Below are 12,358 nucleotides of genomic sequence, written 5' to 3'. Positions count from 1 at the left end.
CTCCACTCCAGCGTCAACCCGGCTTGGGTCAACGCGGCTGGCCCACCACTCACACGGACACTGCGACTGCCGACAGCTCACCCAACGACGTCACGACGTACTCGGCTCCGGCCCCGTACAGGTTCCGCGACTTGGGCTCGTCACGAGCGAAGCCGAGGAACTGCACGCCTGCGCGTTCGGCGGCCCGGAGGTCGCTCGGGGAATCCCCGATCATCAGGCACCTCTCGGGCGGCGCCTCCGTACCAGCCATGGCACGCACCAGGCAGTGGGGATCCGGCTTCCAGAGGCCCGGGTCGGCCGCGCGCCCGTACACATGAGTGCCGAAGTACCGCGACAGCCCGCTTCGGTCCAGATAGGCGGTGGCCGCCTCAGCCGAGTTGTTGGTGGTGATGGCGACCCTCCGGCCGCTCTCGGCAAGGGAGCGCACGAGACGGCCGGCATGCGGTGTCGGCAGGGCCGTCGCCGCAGCCCGGACCTCCTCCCGGGCCAGACGCTCTTCGAGCTCCGCCGTGATCCGACCGGAGGTGTCGCGTTCCGAGGTGATCCGCAGGACGCGTAGGGGATCGCTGACGCTGCTCAGTTCCTCCGGCTGCAAACCCAGCTCCACTGCCCGGCCCCGAAGAGCCTCAGCGATGCGGGCAGCAGGGTGGCAGGCGAAAAGGTCCGCGAGAGGACCGTCGAAGTCGAAGAGGACGCAATGCGCGCGTTCCAGCAGGTCCGACACGTCCTCGACGGCTTCCGGAGCCGTGGCGCTAGAAGGCACGGGCCTGGCCGCGGGCCTGCCTCTCCGCGAAACCCCACCTCCGGCGCCGCTCGGGGTAACGCCGGGCATGCCACTCGTTCAGCGCGGCCTCGACCTCAGGCTCCCCGGGGACGGATGCAAGGCCGAAGGGGACCTGTGCTCGCTGCAGCGCTCGCAGGACCAGGCTGACGGAAGGACCGAGAAGCGGTTTCCCTGGAACGTCCCCGAGCCTGAGGGCGGCCCGTACGACATCGGCGTAGACGGACTGGGCGTACTCGAAGTCCACGTAGACCTGCAGGTCCCTGGCCATCCCGGCGGTCATCGCCGAGTGGCCCCGCAGGTTGAGGGTCCTCTCCCACTGCCGTTTCATCCGTTCGCGCTCGCGGTCGGTGTACTCCATCCGGACCAGGTGGGTCGCCAGGTCGTGAAGGGGGTCACCGTAGGTGGCGAGTTCCCAGTCGAGGATGAACAGGCTCCCGTCCTCGAGCAGAACGATGTTGTCGCGGTGAAGATCGGTGTGCAGCAACGAGTAGGGCCGCGCGTAGAGGGTCCCGACCCGCTTCCGCACCCCCTGCCGGAAACCGTCCAGCGCGTCCACCGGAACACCGAAGGCGTCGAAGAGGCTGCCGTACACCGGACGGTGCTCTTGGTGGACCTGCTCCGCGTGCTCGACCAGGACGTCCAGGAACCTGTCGCTGTCCTTCTCGTCCGGCCATCGTGCCGGCAGCTTCGGCAACTGCTCGCGCGTGACCGTCGCCGCGTAGGCGAAGACCTCAGCGATGTCCCGCAGCCGCTTCTCGCCGATCGGAGCACCGGCGGGTGCGTCTTGGGACAGCGCCTTCCCATCCACGAATCGGTGCAGGGACGCCCGCCCGAAGGTGACCAGGCACTGCGGGATGCCGAAGTTCGGCCGGAGCCGTTGACCTCCGACGGCTTCGTTCAGCGCCGCCAGGACCTCGGCCTCGTCCGACCATGTGCGCATGACGACCTTGGGCGTCGCGAGCGGCACCCGCAGCTTGATGCGTGCGGCCTCGTCCAGCGTCACCTGGGCCAGCCAGGCGAGCCGCTTGTCCAGCGTCACCACTTCGTTGGAATTATGGTGACCCGTCAGGGTCAAGGACCCCCCGTCACGCTTCCGGCGGTTGTAGTGCCAGCGCACGAAATGCTTGTGCAGCCGACTGCGCACGATGTGACGGGGCGGCGTTGTGCCGGCAGCCCGGGCACTCGCAGGCGCAGTCATGGTCATAAGTTGCACCGACCGTTTGAGATCGATCCAGCAGGGAATCACCACTTGATACGGTGTGGATGGGGGCTGAGCCTATAACGGTTGCCCGCGTGAAGCGAATCGAAACTTCGAGTTCTGTCAATCGAAATTCCTGCGCCTCACTCCCTCACACGAGCGCTCCGACAGTCGAGATCGGCCCGGGAGAAAGCTTCCGTCACCTGCCCCATGTCGCTGACCAGGAAATCCGCACCGTCACCCAGAAGGCGCTCCCCGCGCTGTGGGTCCCGTTCATCCGGGACGGCATATGCCAGAAATCTGACCCCGGCACTGCGGGCGGCCTTCAAGTCGCGCACGGAATCACCAATCATGAGGCAATTGCCCGGGTCACCCTCGAACCCGAGGTAGCGCATGGCCTCCAAGAGGCAATGAGGGTCCGGCTTCATGAGCCGGGGAGCTTTCCGGCCAAAGATTCTTTCGCCGAATGGCGGCTCCAACCCGTGTTTCTTCAGGTAGACCCGGACAGCGGCCGCAGAATTGTTCGTCGTGATCGCTATCGGCAGCTCTGCGCCGGCCAGGAACTCCACGAGTTCGGCCGCACCGTCCGTGGGGCGCGCCACCTTCGCGGCCTGCCTTTCGGCCTCCACAAGCACCTCGTCCAGGCCACGGCGGACACCGCCGGGTATGTCGTCGTGTGCCGCAACGTCGTACAGCAGTTGATGCGTATCCGTGTACGAGGCGAATTCCGATAGCAGCCATCGCTCACGGCGCAGGTAGTCCTTCATGCGCTCGGCAACTGCTTCCGCCGTGTACACGGCGAACAGGTCACAAAGCGGCCCATCGAAGTCGAAGAGGACGACCTTGACGCCTCGCACTCGGCTCAGGAGCCACTCAGGGTCGATCGAAGCCATTCAGTGAGTGTCACACCGATTCGGCGATTGTGTCCCACAGGGAGTCGAACCACTGCTGACAGTCCGCCCGTTGCTCGGTCCCCTGAAGGTACAGACGTGCCCCCAGACCCAGGACGTCGTGAATCTGAACGCTCTGGCCGTCCGGAAGTTCGACGGTGTTCGCCTCGACCTTGTAGAAGCCCATGAGCCCCTGATGCCCGTTGAGCAAGTAGTACTTGGCCACCGGCGTGATGGGGACGGTCCGTACGTCGACGGCCACATCGACCTTCCGCCTGCTCAGGTCCTCGAGCAGGTTGCGCAGGGTGAACGCGTGGCGCTCGATCAGCTCGGACAACCGGTCGAGCGGCCGGGTGTCATCCGGGTCCCCCACGATGCGGGGGATCGCCAAGTGCGCACCGGGACGGGCCAGCAGGAGCCGAACCCGGATCGACTGAGGTTGGATCTCCTCACGGAGGATCCGGCGCGCCTGGGGCATGATGGCCCCGTTCAGAGACTCAGCCGTCAGGCAGTACGCGTCGATCGTGACGTGATCCGCCTCGAACGCCTCCGCGATGGCGTCGTCCAGCTCGATGCTGCCGGCTTCCACCGTCGCCGTGGCGGTCCCGTTGGCGTGGGAGGTGACGGCGGACTTCCGCCAGTCCCGGGCGAATACGCCCTTGCCCTGCGCCGACTCCACGTAACCCTTGCCCTCAAGCGCCTTGATCGCCTTCTGGACGGTGGCGCGGGAGACGTCGAACCTGTCCACCAGTTCGGCGTGCGTGGGGAGTTGGTCGCCCACCTCGATGGCGCCGCCCTCGATTTCGTGACGCAACGCATCGGCCACGCGCTCGTACTCACGCCTGGCCCCGCCGACGGTGCGGTCGTTGCTCACGTGACCCACACTACAGCTTCACGCCAGGCAAGTGGAGTTGACTGCATGGAGTTTAGCGATCTGCAGTCAGCGGCAACATGACCATAGAGGAATGCAGTCAACTGGTCCAGCGGACAATCAAGTTGGACCAGTTGACGCCATCGGGGGCCGCAGCCTCTCCGTCCCGACGACGCGCCGGGGATGACCGCGGCTGAGAGTGCAGCGCCACGACGCTTCGCACGCATCAGCAGCACCACGCTTCCGCTCAGCCACCTGCCGACCTACGGGTCAAATCTGCCCCCTTCGCGGTCTACGCGCGGAGGGATCGATCCAACGCGCCCCGAAGGAGTGAATCGCTATGCCCGCTCTCGCTCTGTGCGCCTTCGCGTTCGAGCAGCTCGTCCAGTGGCGGTACGGCGCGGCCGGCGCCTTCGCCGTCGGACTGTTCACGGTGGGCCACAAGGCCCGGAACACGACGTTCACGTGCGTCGGACTCGCGGTGATCGCGCTGCTGCTGGCCCAGTAGGGCCGGTGCGGCAGCGGACCCGCGGCTTTCGGTCGGCCACCTGGGAAGGGGGTGGGTCATGCTGTGGGGTCATCTGACGGCGGCGCTGCTGGAGCAGTACCTGGCGTGGCAGTACGGGCCGTTGATGGGGCTGGGCGTACTGCTGGTGGCCGCCGGGCGCAGGGCGCGTTCCCGTTATGCGATGTGCGTCGGCGGGGTGCTCGTCCTGCTGGTGCTGGTGTCGTACGGACACCGCTAGCCACCGCTAGAACGTGTCGATCGGCCAGGGCCTGCGTGCCGTACGGAACAGCGCGTCGACACGGGCCGCGCCGCCCGGGCGGGACTCCGTGACGGCGCCCGTGACGGTCAGGCGGGCCGCGGACTCCTCGCCGAGGTAGAGGGAGGCGAGGGCCACCGCGGTGAGGGAGACGTCCGGGGCGGCGGAGGGGGCCGCCTCGGCGGTGGCGGTGCCGTCGGCGGCGGCTTCGAGGCGGAAGCGGCCGGCGGCGTACCCGTCCGGGTCGGCGACGTCGAGGACGACCGAGCCCGGGGCCGCGTACGTACGGGCGGACAGCGCCCGGGGCACGTCCAGCAGCCGCAGCCACAGGAAGTCGCTCGTGGAGTGGACGTGGGCGGCGCGCGGGTCGTCCAGCAGCAGCGGCAGGACGTCGTCCTGGCCGCGGAAGCCGGTGCGGACGGTGGCGACCCAGTCGACGGCGAGCAGGTAACGCCACAGGGCGCGCTCGGCCTCGGGGGTCGCGGCGATCAACTCCCGCACCGTGACAGGGACCTTCGGGAACATCCCGTGCCAGGTGTCCTCGGCCGTGTACGCGGCCAGGCCGTCCACCCGCCCGGAGGCGTCGCGGTAGAGGACGAAGATCGGTTCCTTCCAGGGGAAGGAGGGGTTGACCACCGTCCCGGTGGCGTACTCCCAGTTGCGTTCGGTGCGGTTGATCGCGCCGGGGTGGCGCAGCCGCACCCGGTCGTGGAGCTGCGGTCCGAGCTTGAGGACCTCGGACGGGTCCGACAGGTCGACGCGGCCGCTGTCGGACGGCGGCCCCTGGGGGCGGCCGGCGCGGGCGGTGTCGACCTCCCACTCGGTGATCCCGGCGGCGGGGCCGAAGCCGAAGCGGCCGTAGATCCGGTACTCGGCGGCGACGAGGATCGCGACGGGCTCGCCACGGCGCACGGAGGCGTCGAGTTCGGCGGCCATCATGCGGGAGGCCAGGCCGCGGCGGCGGTGCGTGGCGGTGACGGAGACGCTGGTGATCGCCGAGGCGGGCAGCACCGCGCCGCCGGGCACCGTCAGTTCGCGGGGCATGCTGCGGAAGGTGGCCACGCAGCGGCCCTCGTCGAAGGCGCCCTGGGTACGGTCGAGGTCCGTCTGGGAGCGGCGGAGCGCGATCTCCTCCTCGGTCACCGACGGCGGCCGGTGGAAACCGGTGTTGACGGCGCGCAGCCAGCCGGGGAAGTCGGACTCGCCGATCGTACGGACCTCAAGGCTCATGTCCGGCACGGTAGGCGGACCCCGGCCCGGGCCGCATCCGGTTTTCGCCACGCGGCCGTCAGTCGCCCGCCAGCAGGTCGTCGACCCGGGCCTCGCCCTCGCGGTAGCGGCGGGCGATCTCGGTGCTGCAGCCGTCCACCGTCCGCTGCAGGGACTGCCGGCAGCGCGAGACCTGCTGCTCGTGGCGGACCAGCCGGCCCATCGCGTCGTGGAGTTCCTGGTCGGTGCGGGCCTCGAGGTCGGAGAGCTGGACCTCGGCGAGCATCTCCTCGGCGAGCTGCCGGTAGCGCTCGCTGTGCGGGGTGCCCAGGGTGACGTGGCGGGCGGAGGAGCGGTGCCGGGACGGGGTGTCGGTGAGGATCTCGGAGAGCCGGTCGAGCACGGGCGCGTCCGGGGCGGTGCGCCGGGCGACTTCGGCGCGGAGGATGTCGATCCGGCCCTGCAGGAGCCGCCGCAGGTAGGAGAGGTCGGCCTCCTCCAGCTGGGCCTCGCGGCGCGCGGTGCGCAGCCCGTCGAGGGTCAGGCCGGCGAGGTCGGGCTGGGGGGTGCCGGCGGTGAGGGGGGAGCGCGGGCCCGGTGCCTTGAGCATGCGATCGCCTTCCGCCGTACCGGTCGTGATGCTGTGCTTCATCGCTGTCCGTCCCCTCGTCCCCCACGTCGGGCAGACTTCGATCGTGCCACCGAGTAGCTGCGTCGCGCAGGCACCTGCACCCGAACGGCGGCTCCGGACAGTTGTGCGTGAGTCCAAGCGGGCGTACGGCCCGGGTGCCGCGCGCCCCCGCCGGGCCGGGACAATGGCGGCATGCGTGCGGTGGCCCAGCGGGTGAGCGAAGCGAGTGTCGTGGTGGACGGCGAGACGGTCGGCGAGATCGCGGGTCCCGGCCTGTGCGTGCTGGTGGGGGTGACGCACGACGACACCGCCGAGAAGGCGGCCCAACTGGCCCGGAAGCTGTGGGGGCTGCGCATCCTGCCCGGGGAGAAGTCCTGCTCGGACATCGCCGCGCCGCTGCTCGTGATCTCCCAGTTCACCCTCTACGGTGACGCCCGCAAGGGGCGCCGCCCCACGTGGAACGCGGCGGCGCCCGGCCCGGTCGCCGAGCCGCTGGTGGACGAGGTGGTGGCGCAACTGCGGTCGCTGGGCGCCCATGTGGAGACGGGCCGGTTCGGAGCGGAGATGAAGGTCTCGCTCACGAACGACGGCCCGTTCACGGTCGTCCTGGAGATGTGAGGCGGGGCCCTCAGGGCCGGCCCCTCACGGCGCGCCCCTCACCTCACGGCGCGACGACCGTCTCCTGGCTCGCCGCCGTCCCGTCCGCGAGCAGCGTCGCGTCCACCGGGGTGTTGCGCTTGATCACGGCGATGGCGATCGGCCCCAGTTCCCAGTGCCGGGCGGAGGAGGTGACGGTGCCGACCGGGCGGCCGTCGGGCCCGTCCGCGGCGAGCCGTACGGGCGCGCCGTGGCCGGGCAGCTTGACCTCGCTGCCGTCGAGGTGGAGGAAGACCAGGCGGCGCGGCGGCCGGCCGAGGTTGTGCACGCGCGCGACGGTCTCCTGGCCGCGGTAGCAGCCCTTGTCGAGGTGGACGGCGGTGTCCAGCCAGCCCAGCTCGTGCGGGATGGTGCGGTGGTCGGTCTCCAGGCCGACCCGCGGGCGGTGCGCCTCGATCCGCAGCGCCTCCAGGGCCAGCACGCCCACCGGGGTGCCGAGCTGCCGCGGCAGGTCCTCCAGTTCGCCGCGCGGCACGAACACCTCGCGGCCGTACGGGACCTCGCGCACCGGCCAGTCCCCGGGGACGGTGGCGATGCTGCCCGCGGGCAGGTGTACGACGGCGTACTCGCCGGTCCGGTCGGAGACGTCGACCTGGTAGAAGAACTTCATGCTCTCCAGGTACGCGATGAGCTCGCCCTGCGTGCCGGGCTCGACGTGCATCCAGGTGGTCGTGCCGTCGTCGACGAGGTAGAGGGCGTGCTCGATGTGGCCGTGGGCGGAGAGGACCAGCGCCTCGGTGGCCCGGCCCGGCGGGAGGTCGCTGACGTGCTGGGTCAGCAGCAGGTGGAGCCACGCGAGGCGGTCCTGCCCGGTGACGGCGACGACGCCCCGGTGGGAGAGGTCGACGAAGCCGTCGCCGCCCGCCAGCGCGCGCTGTTCGCGGAAGAGGTCTCCGTAGTGCGCGGCCACTCCCTCGTCCGGGCCCTCCGCGGGGACGGCACCGGGGAGCGACAGCAGGGGACTGGTCGTTGTTTGGCGCTGCATGCCCACCACCCTACGTCCGGTTACTTGAACCCTCAGGCGTTCGGGGCTTCCCCGCGCAGTCCGCGCAACGGCCGAAGATCGCGAAGTGCTTCATGTCGGTCTCGAAGCCGTACGTCTCGCGCAGCCGGGCCGTCAGCGGCTCGGCGACGGAGACGTCGGCCTCGATGACGGACTCGCAGTCCCGGCACACCAGGTGCATGTGGTGGTGGCGGTCGGCGAGGTGGTAGGTCGGGGCGCCGTGTCCGAGGTGGGCGTGGCTGACCAGGCCCAGCTCCTCCAGGAGCTCCAGGGTGCGGTAGACCGTGGAGATGTTGATCCCGGAGGCGGTCTTGCGCACCTCGGTCAGGATGTCGTCGGGGGTGGCGTGCTCCAGCTCGTCCACAGCCTCCAGGACAAGCTGCCGCTGCGGCGTCAGTCGGTAGCCGCGCTGCCTCAGGTCGCTCTTCCAGTCCGTGGTGACCACGAGGACAGTCTAGGCAAGGGAAAGGGGGATCACGGCGTCGTGATCCCCCTCGGCGGCCTTCCGGCCGGACGTCTCAGCGGAAGAAGGCGATGCCGTCGTCCGGGAGGTCCCCCAGGTCCTTCGCCCACTCGCTGGGGTTGACGACCTTCTTCAGGTGCGCCGACATGTAGGGGCGGAGCGGCACCTCGGGGGTGGCCTTCTCGCCGACCCACATCAGGTCGCTCTTGACGTAGCCGTACAGGCGCTTGCCGCCGCTGTACGGGGGCGCGTCGGCGAGCCGGGCCACGGCGTCGGTGACGAGGTCGATCTGCGGCTTGGCCTCGGCGAGCTCGCCGTACCAGATCTCGATGACGCCGTCGTCACGGGTCATGGTGACCTCGACCTTGCGGTCCTTGTCGACGCGCCAGAAGCCGGACTCGCTCTCCAGCGGCTTCGCCGGCTTGCCCTCGGCGTCCAGCACCCAGGTCTTGGAGGTGTACTCCAGGAACGACCGCCCGTCGTGGCTGAAGATCACCTCCTGCCCGAAGTTGCACTTCTCGTCGCCCGGGAAGTCGAAGACGCCCGCGCCCTCCCAGGTGCCCAGGAGGAAGGCCAGGGGGACCAGGTCGGGGTGCAGGTCGGAGGGGATCTCGATCATGTTCAGCGCTGTCCCTGGTAGAGCTTCTTGACGACCAGAGCCGAGAACGCGATGACGCCCAGGCAGACCAGGACGAGCAGGGTGTCGAAGAAGAACTCAAGGGGGCTCACGAGCGTGCTCCTCGGGCATGCGCGGACGGTCGGCGGCCCGGTGGGGCCGGCTACGAGTCTAGTGGGCGGGTGCGGGCGCGGCCGCGTGAGGTCTCCCCACGCGCCGCGCCCGCACCCGGTCGCCCGCGTACGGCCCGGTCAGCCGAGCAGCTGTGCCTGGAGCAGCACGGTCTGGTGGAACGGCACGGCGGGCTGGGTGCCGGCCTTGGAGAGGACGACCACCGCCAGGACGTCGCCGGCCTGGACGTAGCCGTAGCGGACGTGCTCGGCGCCGCGCGGTGTGTCCTCGTCGAACAGGGAGGGGTGCAGCTCGGGGTCGTCGAGCCAGGTCGACTCCCACTCCTTGTCGTAGTCGGCCGAATCCACCTGCGCGGGGGTGCCGTCCACGACGAACGTGTCCTTGGCGTCGCCCGAGTAGCCCTCGGTGGCGAACTGCAGCAGGTAGACCTCCGCGCGGGTGCCGTCGCCCATGGTCCAGGCGCGGGCGGCGATGTGCCGGAGGGTGTTCTGCTCCAGGGCCGCGCCCAGCTTCTTGCGGTCTCCCTTGGGGTAGAGCTCCAGGAAGTCGCCGGTCGGCAGCCACCCGGTGGCGCCCGGGAAGTCCTTGTCGACCTTGGCCCCGGCGGGGGCCGGGAGCAGCAGGGTGCGGACGTCCGCGTAGTGACGGCGGGGCCGGTTCCGCTCCGTGTCCAGCGCCCGGGGCTCCCCCGCGGGGAGCTTGGGCAGCTTCAGCGCGGGGTACGTCCAGCGGCCGTCGTCCGGGGTCTCCAGACCCGGGATCTCGGTCCGCTCGGGCTGCGTGACGGCGTACGCCGTGGCTCCGCCGAGGGCCGCGAACACCACGACGGCGGCCGTCCACCGCAGCGCGGCCCGCAGGACCCGCCGCTCCCGCAGCGGCTTCCGCCGAACGGGGGCGACGGCCTCGGGGGTGGCGACTTCGGGGGTGGCGGCCTCCGCCGGCACCCCGTCCGCGGGCACGGGCTCGGGCTCGGGCTCGGCTGCCGGCGATGTGCCGGGGGACACGGCCTCCGGGGCGGCGCCTTCGGCCGGCACCCCGTCCGCGGGCTCGGGCTCGGGCTCGACGGCCTCCGGGGCGGCCTCGGCGGACACAGCCTCCACGGAGGTCCGCGCCACGACAGGCTCCGCGGCCTCCGCGGAGGCCTGCGCTGCGACGGCGTCGGGCTCGGCTGCCGGCTCGGCGCCCTCCGCCGGGGCGGCCACGCGGCCGGCGTCAGGGAGGGTCTCCGCCGCCGGGGCGGCGGACTGGGCCGGGACCTTCACGTCGTCTCTCTGGGTCTGCTCGCTCATGCGGCCTCTCCCGGGTCCTGTACGCGGTCGAGCTGCTGCTTGAACAGATCCGCGGCGTCGTCCTTCTCCAGCGGCGAGGTGCCGGAGACGGACATGCGGATGGTCAGGTCGCCCTCGGTCGCCTCGCAGATCATGGTGTCGAGCTCGGCGCCGGGCTTCTTCGGCGGCAGTACGCAGCGCGCCTTGTCGTGGCCCTCGATCCTCGGCCCGTTCCTGAAGACTCCGAGCGCCTTGGTGAACTCGGTGAAGAACTCGGTTCCGGCGCGCGCCGCGCGCTTGTTCTTCATCTGCACGATCTGCGTCTCGAAGACGGCCGCGCCCATCGCCTCGCGGTACGTCCGCAGGCCGACGCCCTGGATGTGCAGCCCCGCCACGGTCTTGTGCAGCCGGTCGCGCTGCTTCTTCGGCAGCCCGGCGAGGTCGCCCTCGAACACGGCCACCGCCTCCTTGCCGGTGAACTCGGCGTCGTTGCCGAACTCCCCGACGTCCGGGCCCGGCATGTAGGTGTCGGGCACGGGCAGCAGCAGCTTGCCGAGGGTGCCGTAGTGGCTGCCGCCGGACCGGGTGCCGTACTCGCCGGTCTTCTTCGGCTCGGGGGCCTTCCAGGTCTGGTGGCTCGCCTGCTTGCCGTCGTCCTTCTGGTGCTGGAGCACGGCGAAGCCGAGGCCGCCGCCCGCGACGACGGCGACCAGCGCGGCGGCGATGCCGAGCGCGAGGCCGCGACGGCCACGACGGGGCGCGGGTGCGGGTGCGGACTCGGACTCGGACGCGGGCACAGGAACCGGCACGGGGACGGTCTCCGGCGCGGTGGCCCCGTCCACGGGCTCGGGCCCCTCGACCGGCGCAGGCTGCGCTTCGGACGGGGCCGTCGGCGCGTCGGCACGGCCCTCGGACTGCGGCTCCGGCTGCGGCTCCGGCTGCGGCTCCGGCTCCGGCTGGGACTCCGGCTGCGACTCCACGGGGACAGGGGTGTTCTCGTCGCTCACAGCCGCTCCCACTGCCGCTCGGCCAGGGACATCATGGTGGACTTCTTGATCGGCCGTTCCGAGTTCACCCAGATGTCCATCATGACCGTGCCCTTCCGGGCCAGGGCGCGGGCCGTGTACAGGGGCAGGTAGCCCGCCTTCGTCCAGGGCTTGGAGTAGACCCACACCCTGCCGTCGAAGGCGCCGGGGATGGCGGACCCGGTGTTGCCCGCGTACTTCTTCTCGGCCATGTAGCTCTGCTGCCCGTCGAGCATGTCGTCGGTGTACGTGCCGCTCTCGTCACGGAACTGGATCAGGCGGACCTCGGTGGTGGTGGTCGTGGCGTAACCGCCCGTCCGCCACACGGAGACGGCGGCCCTCCGGAAGTCGTTGCTGTTCAGCTCGCTGAACATGTAGTCCGGCTCGTCGAAGCTGTCCGCGTACTCGTACAGCGACATCCAGTGGTCGTTGCCGGTCTGGCCGTCCAGGTCCTTGGCGCCCTTCGGCCGCTTCAGCAGCAGCTTGCGCAGGTCCCCGTCGGAGGTGACCAGCGTGTCCTCGGCGGCCGTGAGCGGCTTCGCCGCGGGGGCGGCGCCCGTGGGCTGCACGAGCTTGTGCTGGGCCAGCGGCGGGAGCGGGGTCTCGGGGCGGTCGTACTGGATCTGGTATCCCGTGCCGGCTCCCGCGAGGACGCCGAGGACGGCCGCGCAGGCGATCAGCAGGGTGGTCCGGCCGCGTCTGCGCGGCGGGCGGACGGGGGGCCCGTCCGGAACAGGTGCGTCCTGTTCCGGGACGGGGGTGTCCTGGGACAAGGGGTTCTCCACTGGCGTGTTCGTGGGTGGATGGGGCCGGCGTGCGGGCCGGCCCGTACGTTCGGTGTGCCGTG

15 protein-coding genes are annotated in these 12,358 nt (G+C 70.7%); 3 read left to right on the top strand and 12 right to left on the bottom strand.

What is annotated here, in order from left to right:
* Positions 1-49: 49 nt before the first annotated feature.
* The 4 genes from ABZ479_RS25505 to ABZ479_RS25490 all read right to left on the bottom strand — a co-directional run bounded on the left by ABZ479_RS25505 (position 50) and on the right by ABZ479_RS25490 (position 3,746).
* Entirely contained in the window at positions 50-724 is a 675-nt protein-coding gene (locus ABZ479_RS25505) for an HAD family hydrolase (RefSeq protein ID WP_500463709.1), read from the bottom strand.
* Between the two features lie 28 nt (positions 725-752).
* Positions 753-1,826, bottom strand: a complete 1,074-nt coding sequence (locus tag ABZ479_RS25500) for a phosphotransferase (RefSeq protein WP_500463708.1) — start codon at positions 1,824-1,826, stop codon at positions 753-755.
* Between the two features lie 299 nt (positions 1,827-2,125).
* On the bottom strand, positions 2,126-2,875 hold the full coding sequence (locus ABZ479_RS25495; RefSeq protein WP_500463707.1) for an HAD family hydrolase: 750 nt from the start codon (positions 2,873-2,875) through the stop codon (positions 2,126-2,128).
* Positions 2,876-2,885: 10 nt separating this feature from the next.
* Complete coding sequence (locus ABZ479_RS25490; protein WP_500463706.1) at positions 2,886-3,746, bottom strand: GntR family transcriptional regulator; 861 nt, start codon at positions 3,744-3,746, stop codon at positions 2,886-2,888.
* Positions 3,747-4,083: 337 nt separating this feature from the next.
* Here ABZ479_RS25490 and ABZ479_RS25485 point away from each other — a divergent pair, with 337 nt between their 5' ends.
* Both ABZ479_RS25485 and ABZ479_RS25480 read left to right on the top strand, forming a co-directional pair.
* Positions 4,084-4,251: a hypothetical protein gene (locus ABZ479_RS25485; RefSeq protein ID WP_179280085.1), complete on the top strand. Its 168-nt coding sequence runs from the start codon at positions 4,084-4,086 to the stop codon at positions 4,249-4,251.
* A 58-nt stretch (positions 4,252-4,309) separates the two neighbouring features.
* Entirely contained in the window at positions 4,310-4,489 is a 180-nt protein-coding gene (locus tag ABZ479_RS25480; RefSeq protein WP_500463705.1) for a hypothetical protein, read from the top strand.
* A 6-nt stretch (positions 4,490-4,495) separates the two neighbouring features.
* Here ABZ479_RS25480 and ABZ479_RS25475 read toward each other — a convergent pair whose 3' ends face one another.
* On the bottom strand, positions 4,496-5,737 hold the full coding sequence (locus ABZ479_RS25475) for a GNAT family N-acetyltransferase (protein WP_500463704.1): 1,242 nt from the start codon (positions 5,735-5,737) through the stop codon (positions 4,496-4,498).
* A 58-nt stretch (positions 5,738-5,795) separates the two neighbouring features.
* Positions 5,796-6,326, bottom strand: a complete 531-nt coding sequence (locus ABZ479_RS25470; RefSeq protein WP_500463776.1) for an RsiG family protein — start codon at positions 6,324-6,326, stop codon at positions 5,796-5,798.
* Positions 6,327-6,539: 213 nt separating this feature from the next.
* On the opposite strand from ABZ479_RS25470, the gene dtd reads away from it, so the two are divergent.
* The gene (gene dtd / locus ABZ479_RS25465) at positions 6,540-6,965 is read left to right on the top strand and encodes a D-aminoacyl-tRNA deacylase (protein WP_499608962.1); all 426 of its coding nucleotides are present in this window, start codon (positions 6,540-6,542) and stop codon (positions 6,963-6,965) included.
* A gap of 43 nt (positions 6,966-7,008) precedes the next feature.
* On the opposite strand, the gene ygfZ is transcribed toward dtd, so the two are convergent.
* From ygfZ to ABZ479_RS25435, 6 genes are all read right to left on the bottom strand, one after another.
* On the bottom strand, positions 7,009-7,989 hold the full coding sequence (gene ygfZ / locus ABZ479_RS25460; RefSeq protein WP_500463703.1) for a CAF17-like 4Fe-4S cluster assembly/insertion protein YgfZ: 981 nt from the start codon (positions 7,987-7,989) through the stop codon (positions 7,009-7,011).
* Positions 7,990-7,999: 10 nt separating this feature from the next.
* Positions 8,000-8,452 (bottom strand): Fur family transcriptional regulator, encoded by a 453-nt coding sequence (locus tag ABZ479_RS25455; RefSeq protein ID WP_500463702.1) that lies wholly within the window; start codon positions 8,450-8,452, stop codon positions 8,000-8,002.
* Between the two features lie 73 nt (positions 8,453-8,525).
* A complete protein-coding gene (locus tag ABZ479_RS25450) occupies positions 8,526-9,089 on the bottom strand; it encodes a heme-binding beta-barrel domain-containing protein (RefSeq protein WP_499608956.1) in 564 nt (187 codons plus the stop codon).
* A gap of 248 nt (positions 9,090-9,337) precedes the next feature.
* The gene (locus ABZ479_RS25445) at positions 9,338-10,507 is read right to left on the bottom strand and encodes a hypothetical protein (RefSeq protein ID WP_500463701.1); all 1,170 of its coding nucleotides are present in this window, start codon (positions 10,505-10,507) and stop codon (positions 9,338-9,340) included.
* Positions 10,504-11,493, bottom strand: a complete 990-nt coding sequence (locus ABZ479_RS25440; protein WP_500463700.1) for a hypothetical protein — start codon at positions 11,491-11,493, stop codon at positions 10,504-10,506. The genes ABZ479_RS25445 and ABZ479_RS25440 overlap by 4 nt, the downstream gene beginning before the upstream one ends.
* Positions 11,490-12,284: a hypothetical protein gene (locus ABZ479_RS25435; protein WP_500463699.1), complete on the bottom strand. Its 795-nt coding sequence runs from the start codon at positions 12,282-12,284 to the stop codon at positions 11,490-11,492. The genes ABZ479_RS25440 and ABZ479_RS25435 overlap by 4 nt, the downstream gene beginning before the upstream one ends.
* Between the last annotated feature and the right edge of the window lie 74 nt (positions 12,285-12,358).

The sequence above is a fragment of the Streptomyces sp. NPDC005722 genome, from assembly GCF_040630935.1.
Classification (GTDB): domain Bacteria; phylum Actinomycetota; class Actinomycetes; order Streptomycetales; family Streptomycetaceae; genus Actinacidiphila.
This window is presented reverse-complemented; position numbering and strand designations above follow the sequence as displayed.

Excerpts from the sequence above, each read along its gene's own strand:
- ABZ479_RS25495 (WP_500463707.1), bottom strand. The coding sequence starts at position 2,875 with ATGGCTTCGATCGACCCTGAGTGGCTCCTGAGCCGAGTGCGAGGCGTC.
- ABZ479_RS25485 (WP_179280085.1), top strand. The coding sequence starts at position 4,084 with ATGCCCGCTCTCGCTCTGTGCGCCTTCGCGTTCGAGCAGCTCGTCCAG.
- ABZ479_RS25480 (WP_500463705.1), top strand. The coding sequence starts at position 4,310 with ATGCTGTGGGGTCATCTGACGGCGGCGCTGCTGGAGCAGTACCTGGCG.
- ABZ479_RS25475 (WP_500463704.1), bottom strand. The coding sequence starts at position 5,737 with ATGAGCCTTGAGGTCCGTACGATCGGCGAGTCCGACTTCCCCGGCTGG.
- ABZ479_RS25470 (WP_500463776.1), bottom strand. The coding sequence starts at position 6,326 with ATGCTCAAGGCACCGGGCCCGCGCTCCCCCCTCACCGCCGGCACCCCC.
- dtd (WP_499608962.1), top strand. The coding sequence starts at position 6,540 with ATGCGTGCGGTGGCCCAGCGGGTGAGCGAAGCGAGTGTCGTGGTGGAC.
- ygfZ (WP_500463703.1), bottom strand. The coding sequence starts at position 7,989 with ATGCAGCGCCAAACAACGACCAGTCCCCTGCTGTCGCTCCCCGGTGCC.
- ABZ479_RS25450 (WP_499608956.1), bottom strand. The coding sequence starts at position 9,089 with ATGATCGAGATCCCCTCCGACCTGCACCCCGACCTGGTCCCCCTGGCC.
- ABZ479_RS25445 (WP_500463701.1), bottom strand. The coding sequence starts at position 10,507 with ATGAGCGAGCAGACCCAGAGAGACGACGTGAAGGTCCCGGCCCAGTCC.